Here is a 24,419-nt window from a genome sequence, read left to right as displayed (position 1 = left end):
CCCCAGCTAACGAACAGGCAGTGAGCTTATGACCTCGGAGCACGCGATCGCCGGCGCGACAAAGCGCCCTCTTTTTGTGGTTGGGGTAGACGTGGGCACGGGCAGCGCGCGGGCCGGCATCTTCGACACGGCCGGCGGCATGGTCGCCTCGGCAAAACACGATATCAGCCTGTTTCAGGCAAGCGGCGGCATCGTCGAGCAGTCGAGCGGCGAAATCTGGAACGCGGTCTGCCGCGCGGTGAAGGAGGCGCTGGCGCTGGCGGCGGTGTCGCCCGGGCAGATCGCCGGACTCGGGTTCGATGCGACCTGCTCCCTCGTCGTGCTGGGAGAAGGCGGCCGGCCACTGCCGGTAGGTCCTTCCGGCCAGCCGGAGCGCGACATCATCGTCTGGATGGACCATCGGGCCGTGGCGCAGGCGGAGCACATCAACGCGACCGGCCACGAGGTATTGAAATATGTCGGCGGCAGGATCTCGCCGGAAATGGAAACCCCCAAGCTGCTCTGGCTTCTCCAGAACAGGCCGGCCGTCTTCGCCGCCGCATGGCAGTTCTTCGATCTGACCGATTTCCTGACCTGGCGCGCGACCGGCGATCTATCCCGTTCCACCTGCACGGTCACCTGCAAGTGGACCTATCTGGCGCACGAGCGACGCTGGGACGACAGTTACTTCCAGACCATCGGCCTCGGCGTGCTCGCGCAGGAGGCGTTTGCGCGCATCGGCCAGCGCGTCGTCGATCCCGGCACGCCACTGGGAAGCGGACTGAGCCCGGCAGCCGCCATGGAACTCGGTCTGCTGGCCGGAACGCCGGTCGCCGCGGGCGTGATCGATGCCCATGCCGGGGGGATAGGGACCGTCGGCGCCGTCGGTGAGCCCGAGTCGTCTCTGGCGTACGTGTTCGGCACCTCGTCGTGCACGATGACCACGACCCGGAGTCCGGTGTTCGTGCCCGGCGTATGGGGGCCTTATTTTTCCGCGATGGTGCCGCTGGCGTGGCTCAACGAAGGCGGTCAGTCGGTGGCCGGCGCGGCAATCGAACGATTGCTTTCGATGCACCCCGCGTCCGTCGATGCGCGGCGTCGGGCGGAGCAGGAAGGCCAGCCGTTGCCGGGCCTGCTCGCCAGCCTCGCGGCGCAGGCGGCGGACAGCCTGTCGGGGACGGTCTGGCTGGCGCAGGGTCTGCACGTCGTTCCGGAATTCCTGGGAAACCGTGCTCCGCTAGCCGACCCGCACGCACGGGCGGTGATCGCGGGTCTGGGTATGGAAACCGGCCTGGACAGTCTGGTCGCCCTCTACATTGCCGGCATCTGCAGTATTGGTTACGGCCTTCGCCAGATCATCGAGGCACAGACTCTGGCCGGCGCGCCGATCGAGCGGGTGATGATCAGCGGCGGGGCCGGCCGGCTCGATCTCGTCCGGCAACTGCTCGCCGACGCCACGGGCAAGCCCGTATTGGCCACGCAGGCGGACGAGCCGGTCCTGCTGGGCGCCGCGATGCTGGGCGGACTGGCAGGCGGGTGCTTCGACGACGTACGCTCGGCCATGGCCGGGATGTCGCGAATCAGCAGGGTTTACGAGCCGGCCGCAGGGGAGATCGCGACCCTGCATGAAGCGCGGTTTCGCGCTTTTACGAAGTTGCAGGACGTGGCGAGAGCCGTTCGCTAGACTCGCTACATCCGCTACATCCGCTACATCCGCTACAGCCGCTACAGCCGCTACAGCCGCTACGGTCCGCGGCTCTGGCGTTCCACCGCCGCAATGCTCTCCCCCAGCAGCCGCGTGGCCACCTCTATCTCGTGGTCGCTGAACCCGCCCAGCCCCAGTACCAGACCCATCGGCCCGCGTTTGCCGGCATACATCGGCGACACCGCTCGCACGACGACTCCGCTTTGCGCCGCGTGGGCGGCCACCCGCATATCGTCCACGCCGCGCCCCAACCACAGCAACAGATGCATTCCCTGATCGCTCGGTTGCAACCACGCGAGTTCTCCCGGCAACCAGCGCCCGATCGCATCGACGATGCACGCGCGGCGCTCCGCATACACGCCGCGAATGCGCCGGATATGACGATCCAGATAGCCGCCTGCGATGAAGGCCGCCAGCACGTGCTGGTCCGCATTCGCGGGGTTGCGGTCGATCAGCACCCGCGCGCCGCAAAACGCTTCCACCAGATTGGGCGGTGCGATGACATAGCCGAGCCGCAACGACGGAAAGAGGATTTTGCTGAACGTGCCGAGATAGATCACGCGGTCCGGGCTCAGTCCCTGGAGCGAGGGAAACGGATGCCCCGCGTAGCGCAGTTCGCTGTCGTAGTCGTCTTCTATCACCCACGCATTCGTGCTGCGCGCCCACGCGAGCAGCGCCTCGCGTCTGGCCATGCTCAACGGCATGCCGAGGGGGTACTGGTTCGACGACGTGACGAACGCGGCACGCGCATGCGGCGCGAGGCGAATGCCTTCGTCCACGTTCAGCCCTTCCGCGTCGACCGGCACGCGCACCATGCGTTCGGGGTGGCCGCTGCTTTCGAGGATCGCGGTAATGCCGCGATACGCCGGGTCTTCCACCCACGCGCAAGCGTCGCCGTCGAGCAGCACCTGGCAGGTCAGGTAAAGGCCCTGCTGCGTGCCGCTGGTGATGACGACCTGCGACGCGTCGCAGCGCACCGAGCGCGACTTCCTGACGTAGTCGGCCACGGCTTCGCGCAAGGCCCGCGCGCCTTGCGGATCGCCATAGCCGGTGGGCGCGCCCGCGCCACGCGCACGCAGACGGTTGCCGAGCCGGCGCCAGGCATCGTCGGGCGCGGCCGGGCCGTTCGGGACCGAGACGGCGAATGGGACCTGCGGCACTTCCTTGAACTGACGCGCCACCTGCGTAAACATTTGCGCACGCTCGGGAATAGGCCCGGCGACGTTTGGCGCAAGCGGCTGTCCGGACGCCGCGGCCGATGAAACCGGAGACGACAGCGCATGCGCGACGCGCGTATCGGCTCCCGGTTGCGATTCGAGAAAACCTTCGGCGACCAGTTGCTCGAATGCCTCGATGACGGTTCCGCGGGCCACGCGCAGCGACACCGCCAGCGCACGGGTGGACGGCAGCACCTCATCCGGTTTGAGATCGCCGCGCCGGATCGCGTCGCGCAGCAGTTGCGCGAGTTGACGCCCGAGCTGACCGGCGGCCCGGTCCAGCGCGCCCAGCGACGGAATTTCCATACTGCCGGGTTTGCGCGGCATCGTTTCTGGTCCAATGAAAAAGATTAAAACTGGTTCTACAACATAAACCAGTTGGACGCCACAATGGCCTGCCTGTGATGGCGCCGATTCGCCGACCGTGGCGATCGTGCCGCCCTTTCCTACAAAAAGCGGAGCCCCCATGTACGTTCCCAGCCAGTTCGAAGAAAAACGCACCGAGGTGCTGCACGAGCTGATCACCGCCAATCCGTTCGGTACGCTCGTGACGCACGGGCCGAACGGCCTCGACGCCAATCACATTCCCTTCGAATTGCACCCGGCGCAAGGACCGCTCGGCCAGTTGAGCGCGCACGTCGCGCGTGCCAATCCGGTGTGGCAGGAACTCTCGAACGGCGACGAAGTGCTCGTCGTGTTCCGTGCGGGCGATGCGTACATCTCGCCCAACTGGTACCCCAGCAAGCACGAATTGCACAGGCAGGTGCCGACCTGGAATTATCAGGTGGTCCATGCTCATGGCCGCGTGACGATACGCGACGACGAACGCTATGTGCGCGGCGTCGTCGCTCGCCTCACCCGCAAGCATGAAGCCTCGCAACCCAAACCGTGGAAAATGTCGGACAGCGCGCCGGATTTCGTCGATACGCTGATGAAGGCCATCGTCGGCGTCGAGATCGACATCACGCGGCTGGTCGGCAAATTCAAGCTGAGTCAGAACAAGGACGTGCGCGATATTCGGGGACCGGCCGAGGCCCTGAACCAGGACGGTGAGTCCGTCATCGGCTCGGCGATGTTCGCGGCCGCGGACGCCAAGGCCAAAGCAGACGCGAAGTAAGCGGCGAATGCGGTTCGGCAAGGCGTGATGAGAGCGCCGAATCACCTTTTTCTTCCATGCCCTGAGAGTATGGAAACGGTCGAATCAGGTATTGGACGCGAGCACGGTGCGGGGTTATAAATTCACCCCACGAACCTCACTACGCTTTCGCCATGACCGCACCGACCATAGATCGCATCGAAACCCGCCTGGTCGATTTGCCGACAATCCGCCCGCACAAGCTGTCGGTCGCGACCATGTACGGGCAAACCCTGATGCTCGTAAAGGTATATTGCAGCGACGGCGTCGTCGGCATCGGCGAAGGCACCACGATCGCGGGCATGGCCTACGGTCCCGAAGCGCCCGAGTCGATGAAGCTGGCCATCGACGGCTACTTCGCCCCCGCCATGATCGGCCAGGACGCCACCCGCATTCAGGCGTTGATGGCGCACCTCGGCAAGCTCATCAAGGTCAATCATTTCTCCCGCAGCGCCGTGGAAACCGCGCTGCTCGACGCCCACGGCAAACGCCTGGGCGTACCGGTGAGCGAACTGCTCGGCGGCCGCCGGCGCGATCGCCTGCCGGTGGCGTGGACGCTCGCCTCGGGCGACACCGCGAAAGACATCGCCGAAGCGGAGAAAATGCTCGAAGCGCGCCGGCACAAGATCTTCAAACTGAAGATCGGCGCGAAGGAACTCAAGACCGACATCAAACACGTCGCCGACATCAAGAAAGCCGTCGGCGAGCGCGCCGCCGTGCGCGTCGACGTGAATATGGCCTGGAGCGAAACCCAGGCCGCGTGGGCCATTCCCGCGCTGGCCGAGGCCGGCTGCGATCTGGTCGAACAACCGGTCGCGTCCGCCGCTGCCATGGGCCGTCTGATGCGCCGCTTTCCGGTTGCGTTGATGGCCGACGAAATTCTGCAAGGCCCGGAGAGCGCGTTCGAGATTGCGAAGCACGGCGGCGCCGATGTATTCGCCATCAAGATCGAGCAAAGCGGCGGCCTGTTTGCGGCGCAGCGCGTTGCCGCGATAGCCGACGCGGCCGGCATCGAGCTATACGGTGGGACGATGCTCGAAGGCGCATTCAGCACGGTGGCGTCGGCGCATCTGTTCGCCACTTTTCCGAACCTGCAATGGGGCACGGAGTTGTTCGGCCCGCTGCTGATTACCGAAGACATTTTGACGAAGCCGCTCGATTACAGCGACTTCGAGTTGAGCGTGCCGAACGGCCCGGGACTCGGCATCGAACTCGATGAAGAGAAGCTCAAGCGGTTCACCCGCGAAGGCATGTTCAAAGCCACCCGCTAGCAGAACACCCCACAAAAAAGGACACTTTCCATGCTTTACCACGTACGAATGGACGTGAACATTCCCGTCGACATGCCCGCCGACGTCGCGAATGAAATCAAGCTGCGCGAAAAGGCTTACTCGCAGGAACTGCAGCGTAGCGGCAAGTGGCCGCATATCTGGCGCATCGCCGGCGAGTATGCGAACTACAGCATCTTCGACGTGGCGAGCAACGCCGAACTGCACGAGATTCTGATCGGCCTGCCGCTCTTCCCGTACATGAAAATTGCGGTGACGCCGCTGTGCCGCCACCCGTCGTCGATTCGCGACGACGAATCGTAAGCTGCGCTGTTACCGACCCCACAACCACAAGGAGACGAAAATCATGAGCGTCAACGTATTCGATAGCAAGGAAGTCCAGCAACTGCTGGCGGCCGCCGTCAACCTTAACTCCGACGAAGGCAATCCCCGCATGAAGCAGGTCTGCCACCGTCTGCTGAGCGACCTCTTCAAAGCCATCGACGAGCTGGACATTACGCCGGACGAAGTCTGGCTCGGCATCAACTATCTGAACAAACTCGGTCAGGACGGTGAAGCCGCGCTGCTCGCGGCCGGGCTCGGCCTCGAGAAGTATCTCGACATCCGCATGGACGCCGAAGACAAGGAAGCCGGCATTACCGGCGCCACCCCGAGAACGATCGAAGGACCGCTGTATTACGCAGGCGCGCCGGTGCGTGACGGCATGGCGAAGCTCGATGTCGACCCGGATGCCGACGCAGGTCCGCTCGTGATTCACGGCACGGTCACAGGTCCTGATGGACAGCCGCTCGAAGGCGCAGTGGTCGAATGCTGGCACGCCAATTCGAAGGGCTTTTACTCGCATTTCGACCCGACGGGCGCACAAAGCGATTTCAATCTGCGCGGTGCGGTCAGAACCGGCGCGGACGGCAAGTACGAATTCCGCACGCTCATGCCAGTGGGTTACGGATGCCCGCCGCACGGGTCGACGCAGCAATTGCTGAACGTGCTGGCGCGCCACGGTAACCGTCCGGCCCACGTGCATATCTTCACCAGCGCCGACGGCCATCGCAAGCTGACCACACAGTTCAACATCGAAGGCGATCCGCTGATCTGGGACGACTTCGCCTACGCCACGCGCGAAGAACTGATTCCGAAAGTCGTCGAAAAGACAGGCGGCGCGGCGTTGGGTCTGAAAGACGACGCGTACAAGTCGATCGAGTTCAACGTGACGTTGAGCGGGCTCGTGGGCGGCAAGGATAATCAGCTGGTCAACCGGTTGCGCGCCGCTGCGACGGCGTGATCGTTTAAAAGCCATCTAGAAAAATACTCGAACCGGAGGCCATGCTTGTCTGGCGAAACGCGTAAGCAGGCGGCCGATGCCATCGTGGCCGTCCTGCCGGACCGGACGGACGATCTGCTGCGTCTGCAAATTCTGGCTCAGGATGCAGCGCCGACCGTCACGGTCATCGGCAAATACAACCACGGCAAAAGTCGTCTACTAAACGAGCTGATTGGCCAAGACCGGTTCGCCGTGGCCGACCGGCGCGAAACGGTGAGCCTGTCCGATAGCCAGCACGATGGCGTGCGCTGGCTCGACGCGCCCGGTCTCGATGCGGATGTCGGCACCGAAGACGACCGTCATGCCGCGCGCGCTGCCTGGCTCGAGGCCGATCTGCGGCTGTTCGTGCATTCCGCCAGAGAAGGCGAACTGGACGCGAACGAACGCACGTTTTTCGCTCGGCTGTGCGAGGACGACAGCAGGACGCAGCGCAGGACCTTTTTCGTGCTGTCGCAAGTCGATCAGTTACCCGACGAGAGCGAGCTTCAACACGTACGCGACGCGCTGCACGCGCAGTTACGCGACGTGCCTTTGCATGTCACCTCTTCCGCGCGCAACCGTAAGGGCATCGACGACGGCAAGCAGCTTCTTCTGCAAAAGAGCGGTATTCCTGCGTTGCGCGCGACGCTGCGCGAAGCGCTCGGCGGCGTAGCGCAGGCACGCCGGCACGAACGCGCACTGCATCTGCGTGACATTCATCACGAACTCTCGTTACTGTCGACAGAACGCGCGGCATCGCTCGACGCGCTGCGCGAGCGGCAGCAACGCGAGCGTCGCCATTTCGACGCGAGCCTCGAAGCGGTGATCGGTAAAGTCAGCGCGACGATCGAAGCGTTGTTGAACGACCTCGGCGAAGACCATGCGTCCGTTCCCGACAGCGCCAAGGACGTCTACGGCATCACGGCGGGCAAACTGGAACGCAACCGGATGCAGAATGCGTACTCGCGTGCCTGCATGGAGATCGACGCCGTGCTGATCGGGCATGGCGTGACTGCGCTGCCCCAGGAACAGCAGGTCGCCTCGAACAGCCTGAACTCCGTGATGGTCGCTGTAATGGGCATCTCGGTCAAACTGCGTCGGGATCTGCGCAGGATTTTTTGCGAGCCGACGGGCCGGCAACGCATGCAACAGGACTTCACGCGCTATTTCGAACTCTCCGCGGATCGCAGGAAGCTGGCCGCGCAAATCGACGAGACGCAACGCTCACTCGCGCAGTCGACCGACGCGTCGCTCGCATTGCGGGCATTCGGCCTCGACGTATGAATAGCGAACCCACAGGCAGCATGACGAACGAGCAGCGCTTTATCGGGCGCCTCGACGCGCTCGAAGCCGGCACGCAGGATGTCGACGAGAGCTTGCGCTCGCTCGACGCCTGGCTGACCGGATTAAGCACGGATCTGCACAGCCGCCGTTTGGCCCACACGGGATTCGCCAAAGAGACGAAGCCGGCTCGCGAGGCCGATGCGATCGATACGCTGCTGCAGGACAGCCTGCGCACCTGGTCGCAACAGTGGGAAGAACTGCTGCCGGCGCATACGCTGGCCGATACGTTCCATGACCAGGTCGTGCTGCTGGTGTTCGGCAAATTCAACTCGGGCAAGAGCTCGTTCTGTAATTTTCTGGCGGACCGCTTTGCTGCACACGGCAAGCCGGCCCACTATTTTCATGTGAGCGGCGGCCGTATTGTCGAGACCGCACAGCGCCTCGACGAAGGCGCGACCGAAACCACGGCGCGCCTGCAAGGCGTGCGTCTCGGCGACAATCTGGTGCTGCTCGACACGCCCGGCCTGCACTCCGTCACACGCGAGAACGCGGCCCTGACGCAGCGCTTTACCGAAAGCGCGGACGCACTGCTGTGGCTCACGAGTTCGGCGTCGCCCGGACAGGTGCAGGAACTCGAGCAGCTCAGCCGCGAATTGCGCCGTAACAAGCCGCTGCTGCCGGTCATTACGCGCAGCGACTTCTACGACGAGGATGAAATCGACGGCGAAATCTGCAAGCGTCTATGCAACAAGAGCGCCCGGAATCGCGCGATGCAGGAAGCCGACGTCGAGACTCGGGCGCGAGAAAAGCTTCACATGATGGGCGTCGACGTGGCGCTGCTCCGAGCGCCGCTCTCCGTTTCTTCTCACACTGCACGAGCGGAAGGTGTCACGCCGACCGCGATGGCCGACGCCGGCTTCGAGCGGCTATTTGCCAGTCTGCTTGCAAGTGCGGAACCGACTCTCGCCTATAAGGCGCGCAAGCAGGCCGAGATCCGCCTGCATCATATGGAAGAGAACGTGGCAGGCTGGCTCGTGGCTCGGTTGCTGCCTCTTCTGACGGCCTTGCAGACGTCTTTGGATAACGCGAGGCTCGAACTCGATGACGACGAGAAGCAGATTACGCAATCGGTTTGGCGTCACGTCGTGCCCACGCTGCCGGGACTGATCGAAGAATATGCGGCCGAGCGGGATTGGGTGTCGCTCATCGAACGCTATTCCCAAGCAGTCAGCGCGCGTTTCATTCAGGAAGCCCGTGCAACGCTCGGCGGCTACGTAATCGACCTGTCCGATTTGCTGCCCGATGCCGAACCGCTCGACATCGGCGACCTGATCCAGCAAGGCAATCTCAGTGACGAGAAGCTGTATAACGCGCTGCAACAGGCAACGCTCAGACGGCTGCAGCACCTGACGAGAACGGTGACGGACCCGTGCCGCGAGTCCATCCAGCGGTTAGCGCAACGTGCCGACCGTCTGTCCCATTGCGTTCGCGATTACGAGCAGCGCCTGTTCGAACTCAAACGGGAACTGCGCGAAGAAACCGCTTGAGCCTGCCTGAGGCTTCGGGACGCAGTCGCTCGTTCAACCCGTATCGCCGCCGGCAACCGGCAGCACGGACCCGGTGATATAGCTGGCCTCGTCCGAAGCCAGAAAGAGAATCGGCCCGACCTGTTCGTCGATGTTGCCGTAGCGCTTGAAGAAGGTCGATTGCGTCACCTGCTCGACTGCTTCGCTCATCCACTGTTTCTCCTGCTCGGTGTCGCCGGCGGCATTGCGCGGAATGCGTCGCGCCGGCGCCTCGGTCCCACCGGTTGCGATCGCGACCACACGAATGTGCTGTTCCGCGTATTCCATCGCCAGCGATTGCGTCAACGCGTTGATGCCGCCCTTCGCCGCCGAATAAGGCACGCGCCGGATGCCGCGCGTCGCGTTCGACGAAATATTGACGATGGTGCCGCCGCCGCGCTCGAGCAGATGAGGCAGGACGGCATGGCAGCCGTAAAGCGTCGGCATCAGCGAGCGGCGCACTTCCGCATCGATCTGCGCCGGTTCGAACTCGGCGTACGGACGCATGCGAATGGCGCCGCCCACCCCGTTGATCAGAATGTCGATGCCGCCAAACCGTTGTGCGGCGAACGCCAACGCCGATGCGGCGCCCTCGTACGTCTCGAGGTCGGCCATGAAGGCAGCGGTGTCCGCGCCTTCTGCTTCGGCGGCCACTTCGTGGACGAAGTCGGCGCGATCGACGAAGACGACCTTGGCCCCTTCGGCGGCAGCGCGAAGCGCGACGGCGCGACCGATGCCTTGAGCGGCGCCGGTCACGACCATCACTTTGCCTGCAAATCGTTGCGTGTTCATACGGTTCCCGATGCTACGGTGAATGTCGAAACAGAAAGCCAGTTGGCGTGCGACGGCCAACTGGCTTTAACAGGGATAAGACTCAGTGCGCGGCGATCAGCGTGCCATCGGGCACGCGGCCGTTGATGCGAATTGCCATCACGGCGAGTAAGGCCGCGGCCAGCGGAACCGCCAGCGCCAGATAGAAGCCGCCGGGACCGCCGAAGCCGAGCACCGTGCCGCCCACCGCGGAACCGGCAATCGCGCCGACCCGGCCCATGCCGATAGCCCAGCCCGTAGCGGTGGCACGCAAGGCCGTCGGGTACGCGCCGACCACCAGATAGTTCAGCGCGATCTGTTGCCCGCCGATGCCCAACCCCGCCGCGCCGGCCAGCACGAACACCAGTCCCCACGACGTGCCTGCATACGAGAGGCCGATCGAGATCGCAATGCCGAGACCCAGCAACACGATCAGCAGCTTACGGGTGCTCACACGCGGCAACAGGACGGACAGCGGGATCGCGCAGACGATGAACACGGCATTCACGATGACGGTGCCCATCGGCGCCTGCGCTGCGGGCAGGCCTGCCGCTTTCAGCACGGTGGGCAGCCACGACAGGAACATGAACCACGCCACCCAGTTGCACAGATAGACCGCCCAGATCGCGATGGTGTTGCGCGCGTTGCCATGCTTGAAGAGCGCCGCGACGCTGGCCCTGGCCGCCGATTCGGGTAGCTGGAAACGCGTATCGGCCGCAAGGGGAACGCTCAGGATGCGGCGCAGGGTTCGATGCACGCGCGACGCGTTCGCACTGCCGCCACGATTGACCAGATACTGCAACGATTCCGGCAGTGCGAAGTACAGCACCACGAGCAACAGCAACGGCGCGCCGCCGCCCACGATGAACACGCCCTGCCAGCCGATTGCCGGCATCATGCGCGCGGCGAGCAGGCCACCCAGCATCGCGCCGGCCGGCAGGCCGAGCAGCACGCCGGTCATGATCGAACCGCGATGACGCGCACAGCCATATTCCGCAGCAAGCGCGAGCAGCACCGGCGTGCAACCGCCCATGCCGAGGCCGGCCAGAAAACGCAGCGACAGAATCTGCACGGTGCTGGTGGAAAAAGCGGTCAGCAACGACGCAATACTGAAAACGGCGACACCGCCCAGCAGCGCGGGACGACGACCGACCCGGTCACCGACGAGGCCGAGGGTCATCGCGCCGATAGTCATGCCGAGCGTGCCGGCAATCAGGATCGGCGCGAGATCGCCGGCTTTAAGACCGAACGCCGCGACGATCGCCGGACCGGTGTACGCGATGGCCTGCGTATCGAATCCGTCGAATAACGCCGTCGCGAAACAGAGAAGAAAGATGGCCCATTGATACGGGCGCAACGGCTCCCGATCGATGAGCGATGAAATACTGATAGGCTGGTTCACGATGTCTCCCTGCTTGCGCGTGCGGATCGATTGTTGTGTATGGAATGATGGGTCACAGCGTACGAGACTGCTCGCGACGTCGTCCAATACTGATCGCGACTACTTCCATACCGCCCGTGCATAGTCCGATCACGCGGTTTGCGGCTCGGCGTTCGGCGTGAATTTTTCGTAGTGGAAGCTGTTGGGCTTGACACCGGTGTCGTCGAAATATTTGCGTACGGCATCGACCATCGGCGGCGGTCCGCACAAATAGACATCGACGTCGCCATCGTTCAGCGCCTCGGGCGGCATATGCTGCGTGACCCAGCCTTTGCGCGGATGATTCGACTGAGCATCCGCCACCACGGTGCTATGCGTGAAGTTCGGCAGCTTCGCGGCATACGCTTCGATGGCCTCGACCTGCACGAGGTCGAGCTCGCGTGTGACGCCATAGATCAGATGCACTTTCTGCTGCGCGTTCTGGCGTACCAGCACTTCGAGCATCGACAGGAACGGCGCGAGCCCCGTGCCGCCCGCGAGAAACAGCAACGCACGCTCGACGGGGCGCAGATAGAAGCTCCCGAGCGGCCCCGTCAATCGCGTCGTCTCGCCCGGTTTCGCGGATTCGAGCCACGTGCTCATGACGCCACCGGGAATCTTCTTGATCAGAAAGCTGATCCGTTTTTCGCCCGGCGCCGACGAGAACGAATACGAACGGTGCAACCCGCTGCCCGGCACGTCGATGTTGACGTACTGACCCGCGAGGAACACCGGCGCGGCAGCGCCGGCATCGACATCGAGTTCGAGTACGACGGCGGCATCGTTATGCGCTTCGACCCGCGTGACGGTTGCGGTAAAGCTGCTATGTTCCGTCTTGCAGACCGCCGACGAGGCCGGCACCGCAATCACGCAGTCGCTGGCGGGCACCATCTGGCAGGTCAGAACGAGACCGCTGTCCTTTTCGTCCTCGCTCAGCGCGTCTTCGATGTAATCGTCGCCGAGGTCGTAACTGCCGCTTTCCGCGCGGCACTTGCAGGTGCCGCACACGCCGTCGGAGCAATCCATCGGCAGGTTGATCTTTGCGCGAAAAGCCGCGTCGAGAACTTTCTCGCCGGCCTTGCATTCGACGAAACGGGTGACGCCGTCTTCGAAATTCAATGCGATGTTGTAGCTGGTCATCGTGCCTCCTGCTTGCTGTCCCGTTCCTGCCGCTTCGGCCGCTTCGGCCCTTCCCTCAGACGTGATAGACGTCGAGCACCTGGCGGATATAGTCGTTCTTCAACGCGATTCTTTTATTGGCAATGAGCAACCGCTCGCCGACCCGGCGAAACGTGACGTAGATCGTGCCGAAAAACAGATCGGTCACCTTGTAGCGGTGGTTCAGCGTGTTGAAGTTGTAGCGAACATCCACTTCGTTCTCACGCTCGGCCAGCACTTCGACGTTGGTCACGTTATGACTCGTTCTCGGCTCGGGCATCGACGCGCCGCTGCGTTCGGTCTTGATGCGGAACACCCGGTCTTCCAGACCGCCGCGGTCCGGGTAGTACATCAGGGATATCTGGCTATGCGGGTCGTCCGTCAGCCGGTCGTCGTCGTCCCACGCCGGCATCCAGTAGCTGACGTCCTCCGTGTAGCAGGCCAGCCACTCGTCCCATTCGCGGTCGTCCAGAAAGCGCGCTTCGCGATACAGCGCGTTGCAGATCGTCTGGTAGTCGAAGCTCATACCGTCGTCTCCGCGTGTTCTTTCTGCAGCGCCTCGCGCATCGTCTGAACCCAGTACTCGTGCTGGACCACGAACAGGCCTTCGTCCTCGCTGCGTTCGCCGGAAATGAGCGGCTTCAGGCCCATGCGTTTCGCGTTCTCGTCGGGGCCGTGAATCCACAGCGGCGCGCCACGCGAGAGGTCGTTCCACATCGGCGTCGACCCCGCGTAGCCGGACTGGCATGCGCGGAACTCTTCGAGGTCGTCGCTCGTGCCCATGCCGGTCACGTTGAAGAAGTCTTCGTACTGGCGAATGCGGGTCGCGCGGCTTTGAGCGCTCTCGCCCTTCGGCGCAAAGCAGAAGATGCTGACCTCGGTCCTGTCGACGCCGATGGGACGCACGACACGGATCTGCGTGCTGAACTGGTCCATCAGGAAGACGTTCGGATAGAGGCACAGATTGCGGGTCTGGTTGACGATGAACTTCGCCTTGTCTTCGCCGACCCGCGATGCGATTTCATCGCGGTGTTCGTAGACCGGCCGGACTTCCGGGTTCATCGAGTTGGTCCACAGCAGAATGTGGCCATGCTCGAAACCGTACACGCCGGCGACGGACTTGCTCCAGCCGTTCGCGTCCACCGCTTTGGTGCCCTCTTCCTTGCGCCGGCCCATCGTCGCCGCGTAGTTCCAGTGCACGGTGCTGACGTGATAACCGTCGCAGCCGTTTTCCATCTGCATCTTCCAGTTGCCGTCGTAGATATACGAGGAGTTGCCGCGCAGCACTTCGATGCCGTTCGGTGCTTGCGCCACGATCTGGTCGATGATGACGCGGGTCTCGCCGAGGTAATCTTCGAGCGGCATCACGTCCGGATTCAGGCTGCCGAACAGGAAGCCCTGATAGCTCTGGAAGCGCGCCACCTTGCGCAGATCGTGCGAGCCCGACTTGTTGAACTGCACTGGATACTCGGTGGTTTTTTCGTCCTTCACCTTGAGCAGCTTGCCGGCATTGGAAAACGTCCAGCCGTGAAACGGGCAGGTGAAGCTGCCTTTATTGCCGTGCTTGCGACGGCATAGCATCGCGCCCTTGTGCGCGCAGGCGTTGATGACCGCATGCAGTTCGCCGGCCTTGTCGCGGGTGATGACGATCGGCTGACGGCCGATCCATGTCGTGTAGTAATCGTTGTTGTTCGGAATCTGGCTTTCGTGCGCGAGATAGACCCAGTTGCTCTCGAAGATGTGCTTCATCTCGAGCTCGTACAACTCCGCGTTCGTAAAGATGTCGCGCCGGCAGCGGAACACGCCGTTTTCACGGTCGTCCTGCACGGCATTGCTCAGCAGGTCGTCCAGTTGATGGGCTCGATCGATTGTGTCGGACATGGTTGCTCCTCCTATGCGCGTCTTTGTGGGTTTCGCATTCGTGGTCGGCTTCGGACCCTCGTGTGCGGTCGGGGTTAACCCTCTGTTTTTAGCGAGCGCGTTATGTTGATAAGGTATAATCCGCTCGAAAAACACCGACTGAATGCAGAATAATCGACGTATCCGGCCGTCGTCCAAGACTGAATGAGTATCGGGTTATACCGTGGAGGTATGAGATGGAATTGCGGCATCTGCGTTATTTCGTGGCGGTGGCCGAAGAGCGCAACTTCACGCGTGCCGCCGACCGGTTGCATATCGCGCAGCCGCCGTTGAGCCGCTCGATCCAGCAACTCGAAGAGACACTCGGCGTCCAGCTTCTGGAGCGCAACTCGCGACCGTTGAAGCTGACCGAGACGGGAAAGTTCTTCTACCTGCACGCCGCCCAACTGATCGCCCAGACCGCGGAACTCGAATCGATGACGCGGCGCGTCGGCAATATCGAGCGGAGTCTTTCAGTCGGGTTCGTCGGTTCGACGCTGTACGGCATGCTGCCGAAAATCATCCGCCGGTTCCGGGACGAGAATCCGACGGTCGAACTGAGTCTTCACGAGATGTCCACGATGGACCAGTTGCGCGCGCTGAAGGACGGCCGCATCGACGTCGGATTCGGGCGAATCCGCAACGAAGACGCCAACATTCGCCGCGTGATCCTGCGCGAAGAAAAAATGATCGTCGCGCTGCCGGAAGGCCACCCGTTGTCGCACGCGAAGCCGATCCTCGCGCTGCGCGATCTGCTGAACGAGACGTTGATCATCTTTCCCAAGGCGCCCCGACCGAGCTACGCGGACCAGGTGCTCGCGGCCTTCAGCGACCGGGCGCTCGAGCCGCGGCGAATTTACGAAGTGCGGGAATTGCAGATTGCGCTCGGGCTGGTGGCCGCCGGCGAAGGCGTGGCGGTCGTACCGAGCAGTGTGTATGGACTCAAGCGCGACGACGTGAGCTACAAGGAACTGGACGACCCCACGCTGGTGTCGCCGATCATCATGAGTACGCGGGCGCTGGACGAGTCGCGGGACATTTGCGAGATGCTCGAACTGATCTACCGGCTGTACGAATCGCAGAAGATACCCTACGTGCCCCGTACGGACCGGCCCGGCGACACCGCTTAAGCAGGCCGGTCGAAGTCGATCACCACCTTGCCGACATGCGCGGCCGACGCGAGATAGCGATACGCGTCGCCGGCTTCGTCGAACGCAAACACCCGGTCGATCACCGGTTCGATTCGCGCCTGCTGCAAGGCGCGCATGGCAGCTTCCAGGTCGCTCGTCGAGCCGGTCTGGCTGCCGAGAATATTCAGCGTCTTCACCATCACCGGCAGCAACGGCAGGCTCGCCTCCATGCCGCCGACGAACCCCACCACATACACCGTCCCGCCAATCGCCGCCGCGTTGACCGAGCGGGCGAACGTCCCGCCGCCCACGGTTTCCACCACCAGATCCGCACCCCGCCCGCCTGTCGCCGCCAGCACGGCTTCGTCCCAGGCGGGCTGCGTGCGGTAATTGATCAGCACGTCGGCGCCCAGTTGGCGCGCGCGTTCCAGCTTCTCATCCGACGAAGACGCGAGGATGACCCGCGCGCCGGCCGCCTTCGCATACTGCAGCGCAAACAGACTGACCCCGCCGGTGCCGAGCAGCGCAACCGTCGAAGCCGGTCCGGTGCGGCTCTTGACGATCGCATTCCATGCCGTGGTCGCCGCAATCGGCAGCGTGACGGCCTGCGTGTACGACAGACTCTCCGGAATGCGCACCAGCGCACTGGCAGGCACGACCGCGTAGTCGGCGAGCGAGCCGGGCATCGTGACGCCGCGAAGCCGCCGGCCGTTCGCTTCGGTCAGCAGTCCCGCCGACCAGTCGACAATCAAGCCTGAGATGACGCGTTCCCCCGGCACCCAGCCGCTGACCCGCTCGCCGGTTGCGACGATTTCGCCGGCCCCGTCGGTACCCGGCACGAAGGGTGACGTCGTGTCGCCGAGCCTTCCCCTCGCGACCATCAGATCCAGATAGTTGAGACCGGCTGCATGGAGCCGGATCAGCACTTCGTCCGCAGCCGGCTGCGGGTCGGGCATGTCGGCCAGGCGGAGTTGCCAGGCTTCTCCCGTTGTCAAGTGATAGGCACGCATCGTTTTTCTCCCGGTTTTCGATGCGACCATCGTAACTGGCTCTCGCACCTATAATCGACCGATAGAACAAGACATTCGTGCATGGAGCGCAGCAATGAACGGGACGGAAGCGGATGAAATAGGCGCCTTGCTGGCGGTGCTGGAGACCGGCAGTTTCTCGGCGGCGGGACGTCAACTGGGACGCGATGCGTCGGTCGTGTCGCGGCGTCTGCAAGCTCTGGAAACGCGCCTGGGCATTCGTCTGGTCGAACGATCGACCCGACGACTCTCACCCACGGACGCCGGCTTGCGGCTGCGCGAGCGGGCCCAGGAAGCGATGCAGTTGATCCGCAGCGGCGAGGACGAAGCGCGCTCGCTGTCCACTACGCCGACGGGGCTCTTGCGGCTCAGCCTGCCGGCCGGTTTCGGACGGCGCTGGATCGCGCCGCGCCTGCCGGCGTTTCTTGCGCAGTATCCGTCACTGGACGTCGAAGCGGTCTTCACCGACCGTTTCGTCGATCTGATCGCGGAGCGCTTCGATGCAGGCGTGCGCATCGGCAGGCTGGAGGACAACCGGCTCGTCGCGCGGCACATTCTGAGCATGCGGCGGCTGCTGTGCGCAGCGCCGGCTTACATCGACACGCATCCGCCGATCCGTCATCCACGCGATCTCGCGAATCATGCGTGTATCGGTTTCATACCGATGGCGTCGCATCCGGTATGGCATCTGTCGCGGCGGGAGGCGCGGCACAACGGGCGACGCAGCGGGCGACGCAGCGGACAAGCGGCCGAGCAGCACAGCGTGCGCACCCGTTCGCGGCTGGCGACCGACGATATCGACGCGGTGGTTCAGGCGGCGCTTGGCGGGATCGGAGTCGCGTACTGCGCCGACTGGCTCGTCGCCGACGAACTGCGCGACGGGCGTCTCGTCGCTGTGCTGCCGGAATGGGACGTGGCTGGCGACGAAGTGATGAACGTGGTCCGTGCGTCGGCGCAATACACGCCGGCCAAGACGCGCGCGTTCATCGACTGGATGGCGCAGGAGTTCGAAACCCCGCCGTGGATGCGCGCGCGCAGCTAGGATCGGCATGGCATCGGCATGGCGTAGCCCGCGCAAAGGTGCTATCAACACGGAGTCTTTCTGAATCCGGTATCACGCCGGGCTCGTGGTGCACAGGGCGCAGGTCGGCCCTTTCCCACCCTCACCGGCATTTCCAGCCTCACTCTTTCACCCATGAATACAATGAGCGACCTCTACAAACGAATCGCAGACAGTTTCAACGCCCAAGGCCTGATGGCCACTCTCGGTGCGCAATTACGCGGCGTGGAGGACGGCGAAGTGCAGATCGAACTGCCCTTCTCCCTGCACCTTTCCCAACAGCATGGCTATCTGCATGCGGGCGCGACGACCAGCATTCTCGACAGCGCCTGCGGTTACGCGGCACTCACGAAGGCGCCGCCCGGGTTCGAGGTGGTCACGGCGGAGTTCAAGATCAACCTGCTGCGCCCCGCCCTCGGCGAACGGTTCGTCGCCATCGGCCGGGTGCAGAATGCGGGAAAACTGCTGACGGTGTGTACCGGCGAAGTGCGCGCCTATGCTGGCGCCCAGGACAGCTACAAGCTGATTGCGCTGATGCAGGCCACCGTGGCCAATGTTCAGCGATAAACGGCTTTAGCACGACGGCGCGACGTATTACGACGGCCGGATACACAGATAATCAGCGCGCCCCGGCGCGCTGATTATTCAAAGCCGCATCACGCTTAGTTATGCCAGTTGGTCACGACGCCGTTCTTGAACCAGAACCACACCGTATCGCCATAACCTTCTTTCTTGTGAATATCCGCGACACTCGAAGCCTGATTGACGGTCGACATACCGGGAATCATGCCAGTGGCCATAGAAAGGAAATTATTTCCTGACCGGTTCTTCGAATATATCCACGTATCGGAATTACTTGCACTGGTTTGCTTCTGTTCCGGCTCGCCGTAAAGCGCCTGAATATCCTGCTGAGTGGTTTTACCGGTTACCACATGCTGTCTGATCCAGGCCGGGTCGAACTTCTCGTTGCCGACGCCTAAAGCGCCCCCCGTCGAACACGCGCCAAGCCATAGCAGCAACGCGATTGCGTAAATTTTTTTCATCTGGATTTTCCAACGAAATGATGGCAGCCGAAAGTCAACCCCGTGTCACCCGTGTCACCCGCGCGGATGACATTCGCCATTCGAGTACGTTGCCTTGTCCAGCGGGGTCAAGCCCGGAATGACGAACGCGGTGCAGGTGAACTTGCGGCCCCGCGCGGTGGTGGCGTCGTAGCTGATCTGGCTGCCGCCAATTGCATTCTTTTTAACGTATTGAACATTGGCGACCGTGATTTCATCCGAAGACGCGAGCCCTAATGTTTTTGCAGTGGTGGTCTGCATTTCCGTCATGTTCAACTGGGTGCCGCCGCACGCGGAAAGCAAAATGCATAAGCCCGCCGTAGCGGCGGAATAAGCGATGAGTCGATTCGACATCCGGCATTCTCCTATTTTTTGGTTAGTCATTTCAGAGCCGGACGTAATATAACACCACTTTACTTACGCGTAATAACAAAGAAAGGCGAATGTCGTCTCCCGGGAAGATCTCGATTTCGATTGCGGCCATTAAAGGCGCGAGCCGGTAGTCCGGTTATTTGGCGGGATGAATAACTAAACAGACAGTTCACCGGAATCAATCGCAGAATGCGAGTCCCGATAAAAGAGAGAGCAGCGCAGCGGGCGTCAGATAACCCGCGAAACATACCGCCAGCACGGCAATGCCAAGCAATGCCGTGATGCCGGCGGCAAAAGTTTTCATACCGGCCGCGCGAGCGGCGCGGCGCGGTGGTGGGCAACCCGCGAATCGTTGATCGGCAGATGCAACAGACCCGCGATCACCCCGAGCCCGATCGCGCCGTACCAGAGCAGGTCGTAAGCATGCGTTGCGTCGTACACCAGCGCACCGAGCCAGATGCCGAGAAAACTCCCCAGTTGATGCCCGAAAAACACGAAACCGAACAGCGTCGCGATATACCGCACACCGAAAACCTGCGCGACGACCCCGCTGGTGAGCGGCACCGTGCCGAGCCAGATGAACCCCAGCAGGAACGCGAACACGTAGAGGCTCGCCGGCGAGAGCGGCGCGAAAAAGAACGCCGCCATGGCCCCGGAGCGGATGAAGTAAATGGCCGAGAGGACGTACTTGCGCCGCATGAAGTCGCCGACGTAGCCGCACAGGTAAGTGCCGATCACGTTGGCGAGCGCAATGAGCGCCAACGCCATGCTGGCGTTGCGCGCGCTCAGCCCCTTGTCCAGCAGATACGCGGGCAGATGCGCGGCGATAAAGGCGAGCTGGAAACCGCAGGCGAGAAAGCCGGCATTCAGCAGCCAGAATCCGCGATGCGAGAGCGCCTCGCGAATCGCCGCGCCCATTGTTTGAGCCGACGCCTCGCCGTCGACCGGACCGCGTGGCGCGCCATGATCGACCTGACGATCGCGCAACCAGGCCGACAGCGGCGCGAGCAGCACCATCGCGGATGCGAGCACGAGCAGCGTCGAGACCCAGCCGATGCCGCTCAACAGGCTCTGCACGAACGGCACCGTACAGAACTGGCCCAGGCCGCCGATCGCGCCTGCCACGCCGAGCGCCCAACTGCGATGCGCGGCCGGAAAAATCCGCGACAACGCGCCATACACGGCGCCGAATGCGGAGCCCGACAGTCCGACGCCGACCAGCACGCCGGTGCCGAGCGTGTAGACGCCCGGCGTGCCCGCATACGCCATGACGACGAGCCCGAGCGCATAGACCAGCATGCCGGCGAACACCACGCGCGCGGAGCCGAAGCGATCGGCGATCATTCCCGCGAACGGCTGCGCGACGCCCCACAGCAGGTTCTGTAACGCCAGCGCGAGACCGAAGGTTTCGCGCGACCAGCCGTGGTCGATCGTGACCGGTGTCAGGAAGAGCCCCTGCACATGCCGCACGCCGAGTGCGGCGCCCATCACCACGCCGCCGGCCAGCACCGGTGCCCAGCGTTTTTGCCAGATGTCCTGTTGTCCGCTCACCATTCCTCCGCGTTCGCCGTATTGGATGGATGCGCACACCGCTAGTGCGCACGCCATCGCGGACATTAACGCCGGCGAACGATACGCTTCAATCGATACTTCGGAAGGATTCGCATGCATGGCGCGCATGCGGTGAACGAGGTTACCGGCCGAGCGCCCGGCTAACGATCTCCTCCACCGCGCCGGCTTCCGCAACGATCCACTCGACTACGTCGAGCACGGCGCGGCGCGGTTGCGGCTCGGCCTGATAGAGCCAGTAACCGTACGTACTGGAGCGCACCGGACCGCTCCCGGCGAGCGCGACCAGCCGTCCGTCGGCCAGCAGCGGTTCGATCAGCGCGATGCGCCCGAGCGCGATGCCCTGCCCGGCCAGCGCGGCGGCAATGACCTGGTCATACTGGTTGAAACCCAGCATCCGCCCCGGCTTCGCGTGGGCGAAACCCATTGCGGCGAGTTGATCGGACCAGCGCAGCAGCGGCCGGCGCGGTCCTTCGAATTCGAGCAGCGTGTGCCGCTCGAGCACGACGGCCTCGTCGAGCCCCACGAGTCCGAGCGACGGATGCGCCACCGGCACCACGGCCTCGTCGAACAGCCGCACAGCGCCCGGCGGCGCATTGGTTGCCGTGCAATAGCGAATGCCGAGATCGATGCCCTCGGCACGCAAATCGACGTTTCTGTCGATTGCCGCCATTCGCAGATCGACCTTCGGGCAGCGCTTCTGAAACGCGTTGATACGCGGCAACAGCCAGAGCCCGGTCACGCCGATGCTGGCTGTAATCGTCACGGGCAGCCGCTCCTGCGCATGCCCCAACACTTCGAAGACTTCCTGCAGTTGCTGAACGGCGGCGTCGGCGGTGCGAAACAGGCGTTCGCCTTCCGGCGTGAAGGAAATCGACCGGTAGCCGCGCTGGAACAGCACGAAGCCGAGCGAGTCCTCGAGCGCGCGAACCTGGCGGCTCAGCGCCGACTGGGTCAGGCATAAGTCTTCGGCGGCGAGCGTAATGCTCATGCGCCGGCCGACCGCGACGAAGCCGCGAATCAGGTCGAGCGAGGCGAGCCGGACGAGCGGGACTGGCATTCGTATTCCTCATGCGAAAGATGCGAGAAGGTTGGTTGAGCTCGCCGCGCGAGTCAAGTGGAATGTGACGGTACAGCCCAATCAGGCGGAGACCCAATGCAGGACAGAGAGACCGACGCCCCCCAGGCCATCACGCTGGTCGCCGCGGACGGCTACCCGATTCATGGCTTCGTCTGGCGTCATCGCGCGCGGGAGGCGAGCGGGACGGGCGAGTCCGCCGGCAACACCGACGCACGGCCGGTGGTGATCGTCAATGCGGCGACATCCGTGCGCTGCCGCTACTACTTCCGGTTCGCCGCCTTCCTCTTCAGTCATGGCTACGACGCGATCGTCTACGACTACCGCGGTATCGGCGAATCGCGGCCTCGCTCGCTGCGCGGCTTTCACGCGTCGTGGCTCGACTGGGGACAACTCGATTTCGAGGCCGTGCTGCAATACACGGCGCGCGCCTTTCCGGGCCAACCGGTCGACGTCGTCGCGCACAGCATCGGCGGCGTCCTCGTCGGGCTCGCGCCGTCGAACGCGTCGATCCGGCGCGTCGTCACGATAGGCGCGCAGTACGCCCACTGGCGCGACTACGCGCCCGGCCGCAAGCTCGCAATGCTCTGGCGCTGGCATCTGTTGATGCCGCTCTTCGCGCTGCTGGTCGGCTATGTGCCGGCCAAACGTCTGGGCTGGATGGAAAACACGCCGAAAGGTGTCGCCTTGTCATGGAGCCGCAGCAAGCGCCGTTTCGAAGACACCTTCCGACGCAAGCCGTTCGCGCTCGACGACTCGCAGCGCGACCGGCTCGTCGATCGCTTCGCGGCGGTGCGAGCGCCGCTGCTCGCAATCGGCGCGACCGACGACGAGTTCGGCACGATCCCGGCCATCGAGCGGCTGCTGCGTTATTTCACGGGCAGTACGCTGACGCATCTGCGTATCGCACCGGCGCAGATCGGCGAGTCGGCGATCGGGCATTTCGCTTTCTTCCACAGCCGTTTCGCGGAAAACCTCTGGCCAATTGCGCTCGCATGGCTCGAATGCGGCGCGTTGCGCGAAGGCTTGCCCGGCAGCGTCGTCTCTCACTATCCGCCCGCGCGGCCTCGCTAAGCCGCAGGGCCGGCACCGCTCCCTGCTCCCCGCATACACCGCTTCGCTTCCCCGGCCGGCGCTTCGGGCCGGGACTTCTGCACGCGGGCGCCGCCGCTATGATCGGTTCAGGTCGGCCGGCATGCGCCGTGGCCGGCCATTGGCTGTCAGGCAATCCATCGAGCAGCACCCGGGCCCGCCATGAGCGACGAAAAAACCGAACAGCCCACCGAGAAAAAGCTGCGCGAAGCGCGCCGCGACGGTGAGGTTTCGAAGAGCACCGACCTGATCGACGGCATCCTGCTGGCGGCCGGTGTCATCGTGCTGCTCGCGTGCGGCGACATGATCGTCGATGCGACCCGCTCTTCGCTGACGATCGCATTGCGCTTCGTCTCGGGCGATCACGACCTCGTCGCGCTGTCGATCGCGCTCGAACAGATCGGCGTGCGTCTGGCCGGTGCGCTGGTCGTGCCGCTGGTCGCGGCAACAACCGCCGTCTGCGTGGCGCTGATTCCGCAAACCGGCTTTCAGGTGTCGATGAAGCCGGTCGCGTTCAAGCTGAGCGCCGTCAGCCCGATGGCCGGCATCAAGAAAATTTTCTCGGTGCGTGCGCTGATCGATCTCGCGAAGATGATCGTCAAAGGGCTGATCGTCGCGCTCGTCATGTGGGAAACCATCCGCACCATGCTGCCGATGGTGGTCGGCTCGCTCTACCAGCCGTTGCCGCAACTCTCGCGACTGTTCGCCGGCATGGTGATGAAACTGTTCGGCGTGGCCGCGCTGGTGTTCATCGTGATGGGCGCGGCCGACGTGAAGCTGCAGAAATGGCTCTTTATCCGCAGCAAGAAAATGAGCAAGGACGAGGTCAAGCGCGAACACAAGCAGGACGAAGGCGACCCGGTCATCAAGGGCGAGCGGCGCCGGATCGCGCGCGAACTCGCGAGCAGCGCGCCGCGTCCAAAAATCGGCGCGGCCAACGTGATGGTGGTCAATCCCACGCACTACGCGGTCGCCATCCGCTATGCGCCGGAAGAAAACCCGCTGCCGGTGGTCATCGCCAAAGGCTTCGACGAAGAGGCCGCGCGTCTGCGCCGAGAAGCGCACAGCGCGGACGTGCCGATCGTCGGCAACCCGCCGGTGGCGCGCGCCTTGTACAAGGTCGAGATCGGCGCGCCGATTCCGGAAGAACTGTTCGAGACGGTCGCGGCGATCCTGCGCTGGGTCGACTCGCTCGGCGCGAAATCCATCGCCGCGGGCGACGCAGCGAACGCCCAACGCGCGCACTGACCGATGCGCGCCGTCCATCC

24 protein-coding genes are annotated in these 24,419 nt (G+C 63.6%); 12 read left to right on the top strand and 12 right to left on the bottom strand.

Annotation, left to right across the window (positions count from 1 at the left end; all coding sequences use genetic code 11):
* The first annotated feature begins 28 nt into the window (after positions 1–28).
* Positions 29–1,663: an FGGY-family carbohydrate kinase gene (locus FQ746_RS34115; RefSeq protein ID WP_144114210.1), complete on the top strand. Its 1,635-nt coding sequence runs from the start codon at positions 29–31 to the stop codon at positions 1,661–1,663.
* A 59-nt stretch (positions 1,664–1,722) separates the two neighbouring features.
* On the opposite strand, the gene FQ746_RS34110 is transcribed toward FQ746_RS34115, so the two are convergent.
* Positions 1,723–3,228, bottom strand: coding sequence for a PLP-dependent aminotransferase family protein (locus FQ746_RS34110; RefSeq protein WP_144114209.1), 1,506 nt, complete (start codon positions 3,226–3,228; stop codon positions 1,723–1,725).
* A 139-nt stretch (positions 3,229–3,367) separates the two neighbouring features.
* On the opposite strand from FQ746_RS34110, the gene FQ746_RS34105 reads away from it, so the two are divergent.
* The 6 genes from FQ746_RS34105 (at position 3,368) to FQ746_RS34080 (ending at position 9,456) form a co-directional block, all read left to right on the top strand.
* A complete protein-coding gene (locus FQ746_RS34105; protein WP_144114208.1) occupies positions 3,368–4,018 on the top strand; it encodes an FMN-binding negative transcriptional regulator in 651 nt (216 codons plus the stop codon).
* A 152-nt stretch (positions 4,019–4,170) separates the two neighbouring features.
* Positions 4,171–5,307: a muconate/chloromuconate family cycloisomerase gene (locus tag FQ746_RS34100; protein WP_144114207.1), complete on the top strand. Its 1,137-nt coding sequence runs from the start codon at positions 4,171–4,173 to the stop codon at positions 5,305–5,307.
* Between the two features lie 30 nt (positions 5,308–5,337).
* Positions 5,338–5,628, top strand: coding sequence for a muconolactone Delta-isomerase (gene catC, locus FQ746_RS34095; protein WP_144114206.1), 291 nt, complete (start codon positions 5,338–5,340; stop codon positions 5,626–5,628).
* 43 nt (positions 5,629–5,671) lie between these two features.
* Positions 5,672–6,607, top strand: a complete 936-nt coding sequence (gene catA / locus FQ746_RS34090; protein WP_144114205.1) for a catechol 1,2-dioxygenase — start codon at positions 5,672–5,674, stop codon at positions 6,605–6,607.
* Between the two features lie 45 nt (positions 6,608–6,652).
* On the top strand, positions 6,653–7,909 hold the full coding sequence (locus tag FQ746_RS34085) for a GTPase (RefSeq protein WP_144114204.1): 1,257 nt from the start codon (positions 6,653–6,655) through the stop codon (positions 7,907–7,909).
* Positions 7,906–9,456 (top strand): dynamin family protein, encoded by a 1,551-nt coding sequence (locus FQ746_RS34080; protein ID WP_260854270.1) that lies wholly within the window; start codon positions 7,906–7,908, stop codon positions 9,454–9,456. The genes FQ746_RS34085 and FQ746_RS34080 overlap by 4 nt, the downstream gene beginning before the upstream one ends.
* A 33-nt stretch (positions 9,457–9,489) precedes the next feature.
* Here the strand turns inward: FQ746_RS34080 and benD are convergent, their stop codons facing one another.
* From benD to FQ746_RS34055, 5 genes are all read right to left on the bottom strand, one after another.
* Positions 9,490–10,266, bottom strand: a complete 777-nt coding sequence (gene benD, locus FQ746_RS34075; protein ID WP_144114203.1) for a benzoate diol dehydrogenase BenD — start codon at positions 10,264–10,266, stop codon at positions 9,490–9,492.
* Positions 10,267–10,348: 82 nt separating this feature from the next.
* Entirely contained in the window at positions 10,349–11,686 is a 1,338-nt protein-coding gene (locus tag FQ746_RS34070; RefSeq protein ID WP_260854269.1) for an MFS transporter, read from the bottom strand.
* Positions 11,687–11,815: 129 nt separating this feature from the next.
* Positions 11,816–12,844, bottom strand: coding sequence for a benzoate 1,2-dioxygenase electron transfer component BenC (gene benC / locus FQ746_RS34065; protein WP_144114202.1), 1,029 nt, complete (start codon positions 12,842–12,844; stop codon positions 11,816–11,818).
* Between the two features lie 55 nt (positions 12,845–12,899).
* Positions 12,900–13,388 carry a benzoate 1,2-dioxygenase small subunit gene (benB, locus tag FQ746_RS34060; protein WP_144114201.1) on the bottom strand — a complete coding sequence of 163 codons (489 nt, stop codon included), beginning with the start codon at positions 13,386–13,388 and terminating at the stop codon, positions 12,900–12,902.
* Positions 13,385–14,743, bottom strand: a complete 1,359-nt coding sequence (locus FQ746_RS34055; RefSeq protein WP_144114200.1) for a Rieske 2Fe-2S domain-containing protein — start codon at positions 14,741–14,743, stop codon at positions 13,385–13,387. The genes benB and FQ746_RS34055 overlap by 4 nt, the downstream gene beginning before the upstream one ends.
* Positions 14,744–14,958: 215 nt before the next feature.
* Between FQ746_RS34055 and FQ746_RS34050 the strand changes: the two genes are divergently transcribed.
* Positions 14,959–15,891, top strand: coding sequence for a LysR family transcriptional regulator (locus FQ746_RS34050; protein WP_144114199.1), 933 nt, complete (start codon positions 14,959–14,961; stop codon positions 15,889–15,891).
* On the opposite strand, the gene FQ746_RS34045 is transcribed toward FQ746_RS34050, so the two are convergent.
* Complete coding sequence (locus FQ746_RS34045) at positions 15,888–16,901, bottom strand: zinc-dependent alcohol dehydrogenase family protein (RefSeq protein ID WP_144114198.1); 1,014 nt, start codon at positions 16,899–16,901, stop codon at positions 15,888–15,890. The genes FQ746_RS34050 and FQ746_RS34045 overlap by 4 nt on opposite strands.
* A gap of 94 nt (positions 16,902–16,995) precedes the next feature.
* Between FQ746_RS34045 and FQ746_RS34040 the strand changes: the two genes are divergently transcribed.
* The gene (locus FQ746_RS34040) at positions 16,996–17,961 is read left to right on the top strand and encodes a LysR family transcriptional regulator (protein ID WP_144114197.1); all 966 of its coding nucleotides are present in this window, start codon (positions 16,996–16,998) and stop codon (positions 17,959–17,961) included.
* 162 nt (positions 17,962–18,123) lie between these two features.
* Complete coding sequence (locus FQ746_RS34035) at positions 18,124–18,546, top strand: PaaI family thioesterase (RefSeq protein WP_144114196.1); 423 nt, start codon at positions 18,124–18,126, stop codon at positions 18,544–18,546.
* Positions 18,547–18,641: 95 nt separating this feature from the next.
* On the opposite strand, the gene FQ746_RS34030 is transcribed toward FQ746_RS34035, so the two are convergent.
* The 5 genes from FQ746_RS34030 to FQ746_RS34015 all read right to left on the bottom strand — a co-directional run bounded on the left by FQ746_RS34030 (position 18,642) and on the right by FQ746_RS34015 (position 22,041).
* Entirely contained in the window at positions 18,642–19,022 is a 381-nt protein-coding gene (locus FQ746_RS34030; RefSeq protein WP_144114195.1) for a hypothetical protein, read from the bottom strand.
* Between the two features lie 54 nt (positions 19,023–19,076).
* Positions 19,077–19,424, bottom strand: coding sequence for a hypothetical protein (locus tag FQ746_RS34025; RefSeq protein WP_260854268.1), 348 nt, complete (start codon positions 19,422–19,424; stop codon positions 19,077–19,079).
* A gap of 166 nt (positions 19,425–19,590) precedes the next feature.
* On the bottom strand, positions 19,591–19,716 hold the full coding sequence (locus FQ746_RS35455; RefSeq protein WP_260854267.1) for a hypothetical protein: 126 nt from the start codon (positions 19,714–19,716) through the stop codon (positions 19,591–19,593).
* Positions 19,713–20,966, bottom strand: coding sequence for an MFS transporter (locus tag FQ746_RS34020; RefSeq protein ID WP_144114194.1), 1,254 nt, complete (start codon positions 20,964–20,966; stop codon positions 19,713–19,715). The genes FQ746_RS35455 and FQ746_RS34020 overlap by 4 nt, the downstream gene beginning before the upstream one ends.
* 139 nt (positions 20,967–21,105) lie before the next feature.
* Complete coding sequence (locus FQ746_RS34015) at positions 21,106–22,041, bottom strand: LysR substrate-binding domain-containing protein (protein WP_144114193.1); 936 nt, start codon at positions 22,039–22,041, stop codon at positions 21,106–21,108.
* A gap of 96 nt (positions 22,042–22,137) precedes the next feature.
* Between FQ746_RS34015 and FQ746_RS34010 the strand changes: the two genes are divergently transcribed.
* Both FQ746_RS34010 and sctU read left to right on the top strand, forming a co-directional pair.
* Complete coding sequence (locus FQ746_RS34010; protein ID WP_144114192.1) at positions 22,138–23,133, top strand: alpha/beta fold hydrolase; 996 nt, start codon at positions 22,138–22,140, stop codon at positions 23,131–23,133.
* A gap of 180 nt (positions 23,134–23,313) precedes the next feature.
* Positions 23,314–24,399, top strand: coding sequence for a type III secretion system export apparatus subunit SctU (sctU, locus tag FQ746_RS34005; RefSeq protein WP_144114191.1), 1,086 nt, complete (start codon positions 23,314–23,316; stop codon positions 24,397–24,399).
* The last annotated feature ends 20 nt before the right edge of the window (positions 24,400–24,419 follow it).

The organism is Paraburkholderia sp. BCC1886 (assembly GCF_900996245.1).
In the GTDB taxonomy this organism is placed as follows: Bacteria; Pseudomonadota; Gammaproteobacteria; order Burkholderiales; family Burkholderiaceae; genus Paraburkholderia.
The sequence above is the reverse complement of the archived record's forward strand: the minus strand, read 5'-3'. Positions and strand labels throughout refer to the sequence as shown.

Excerpts from the sequence above, each read along its gene's own strand:
- FQ746_RS34115 (WP_144114210.1), top strand. The coding sequence starts at position 29 with ATGACCTCGGAGCACGCGATCGCCGGCGCGACAAAGCGCCCTCTTTTT.
- FQ746_RS34110 (WP_144114209.1), bottom strand. The coding sequence starts at position 3,228 with ATGCCGCGCAAACCCGGCAGTATGGAAATTCCGTCGCTGGGCGCGCTG.
- FQ746_RS34105 (WP_144114208.1), top strand. The coding sequence starts at position 3,368 with ATGTACGTTCCCAGCCAGTTCGAAGAAAAACGCACCGAGGTGCTGCAC.
- FQ746_RS34100 (WP_144114207.1), top strand. The coding sequence starts at position 4,171 with ATGACCGCACCGACCATAGATCGCATCGAAACCCGCCTGGTCGATTTG.
- catC (WP_144114206.1), top strand. The coding sequence starts at position 5,338 with ATGCTTTACCACGTACGAATGGACGTGAACATTCCCGTCGACATGCCC.
- catA (WP_144114205.1), top strand. The coding sequence starts at position 5,672 with ATGAGCGTCAACGTATTCGATAGCAAGGAAGTCCAGCAACTGCTGGCG.
- FQ746_RS34080 (WP_260854270.1), top strand. The coding sequence starts at position 7,906 with ATGAATAGCGAACCCACAGGCAGCATGACGAACGAGCAGCGCTTTATC.
- benD (WP_144114203.1), bottom strand. The coding sequence starts at position 10,266 with ATGAACACGCAACGATTTGCAGGCAAAGTGATGGTCGTGACCGGCGCC.
- benC (WP_144114202.1), bottom strand. The coding sequence starts at position 12,844 with ATGACCAGCTACAACATCGCATTGAATTTCGAAGACGGCGTCACCCGT.
- benB (WP_144114201.1), bottom strand. The coding sequence starts at position 13,388 with ATGAGCTTCGACTACCAGACGATCTGCAACGCGCTGTATCGCGAAGCG.
- FQ746_RS34055 (WP_144114200.1), bottom strand. The coding sequence starts at position 14,743 with ATGTCCGACACAATCGATCGAGCCCATCAACTGGACGACCTGCTGAGC.
- FQ746_RS34050 (WP_144114199.1), top strand. The coding sequence starts at position 14,959 with ATGGAATTGCGGCATCTGCGTTATTTCGTGGCGGTGGCCGAAGAGCGC.
- FQ746_RS34045 (WP_144114198.1), bottom strand. The coding sequence starts at position 16,901 with ATGCGTGCCTATCACTTGACAACGGGAGAAGCCTGGCAACTCCGCCTG.
- FQ746_RS34040 (WP_144114197.1), top strand. The coding sequence starts at position 16,996 with ATGAACGGGACGGAAGCGGATGAAATAGGCGCCTTGCTGGCGGTGCTG.
- FQ746_RS34035 (WP_144114196.1), top strand. The coding sequence starts at position 18,124 with ATGAGCGACCTCTACAAACGAATCGCAGACAGTTTCAACGCCCAAGGC.
- FQ746_RS34030 (WP_144114195.1), bottom strand. The coding sequence starts at position 19,022 with ATGAAAAAAATTTACGCAATCGCGTTGCTGCTATGGCTTGGCGCGTGT.
- FQ746_RS34025 (WP_260854268.1), bottom strand. The coding sequence starts at position 19,424 with ATGACTAACCAAAAAATAGGAGAATGCCGGATGTCGAATCGACTCATC.
- FQ746_RS35455 (WP_260854267.1), bottom strand. The coding sequence starts at position 19,716 with ATGAAAACTTTTGCCGCCGGCATCACGGCATTGCTTGGCATTGCCGTG.
- FQ746_RS34020 (WP_144114194.1), bottom strand. The coding sequence starts at position 20,966 with ATGGTGAGCGGACAACAGGACATCTGGCAAAAACGCTGGGCACCGGTG.
- FQ746_RS34015 (WP_144114193.1), bottom strand. The coding sequence starts at position 22,041 with ATGCCAGTCCCGCTCGTCCGGCTCGCCTCGCTCGACCTGATTCGCGGC.
- FQ746_RS34010 (WP_144114192.1), top strand. The coding sequence starts at position 22,138 with ATGCAGGACAGAGAGACCGACGCCCCCCAGGCCATCACGCTGGTCGCC.
- sctU (WP_144114191.1), top strand. The coding sequence starts at position 23,314 with ATGAGCGACGAAAAAACCGAACAGCCCACCGAGAAAAAGCTGCGCGAA.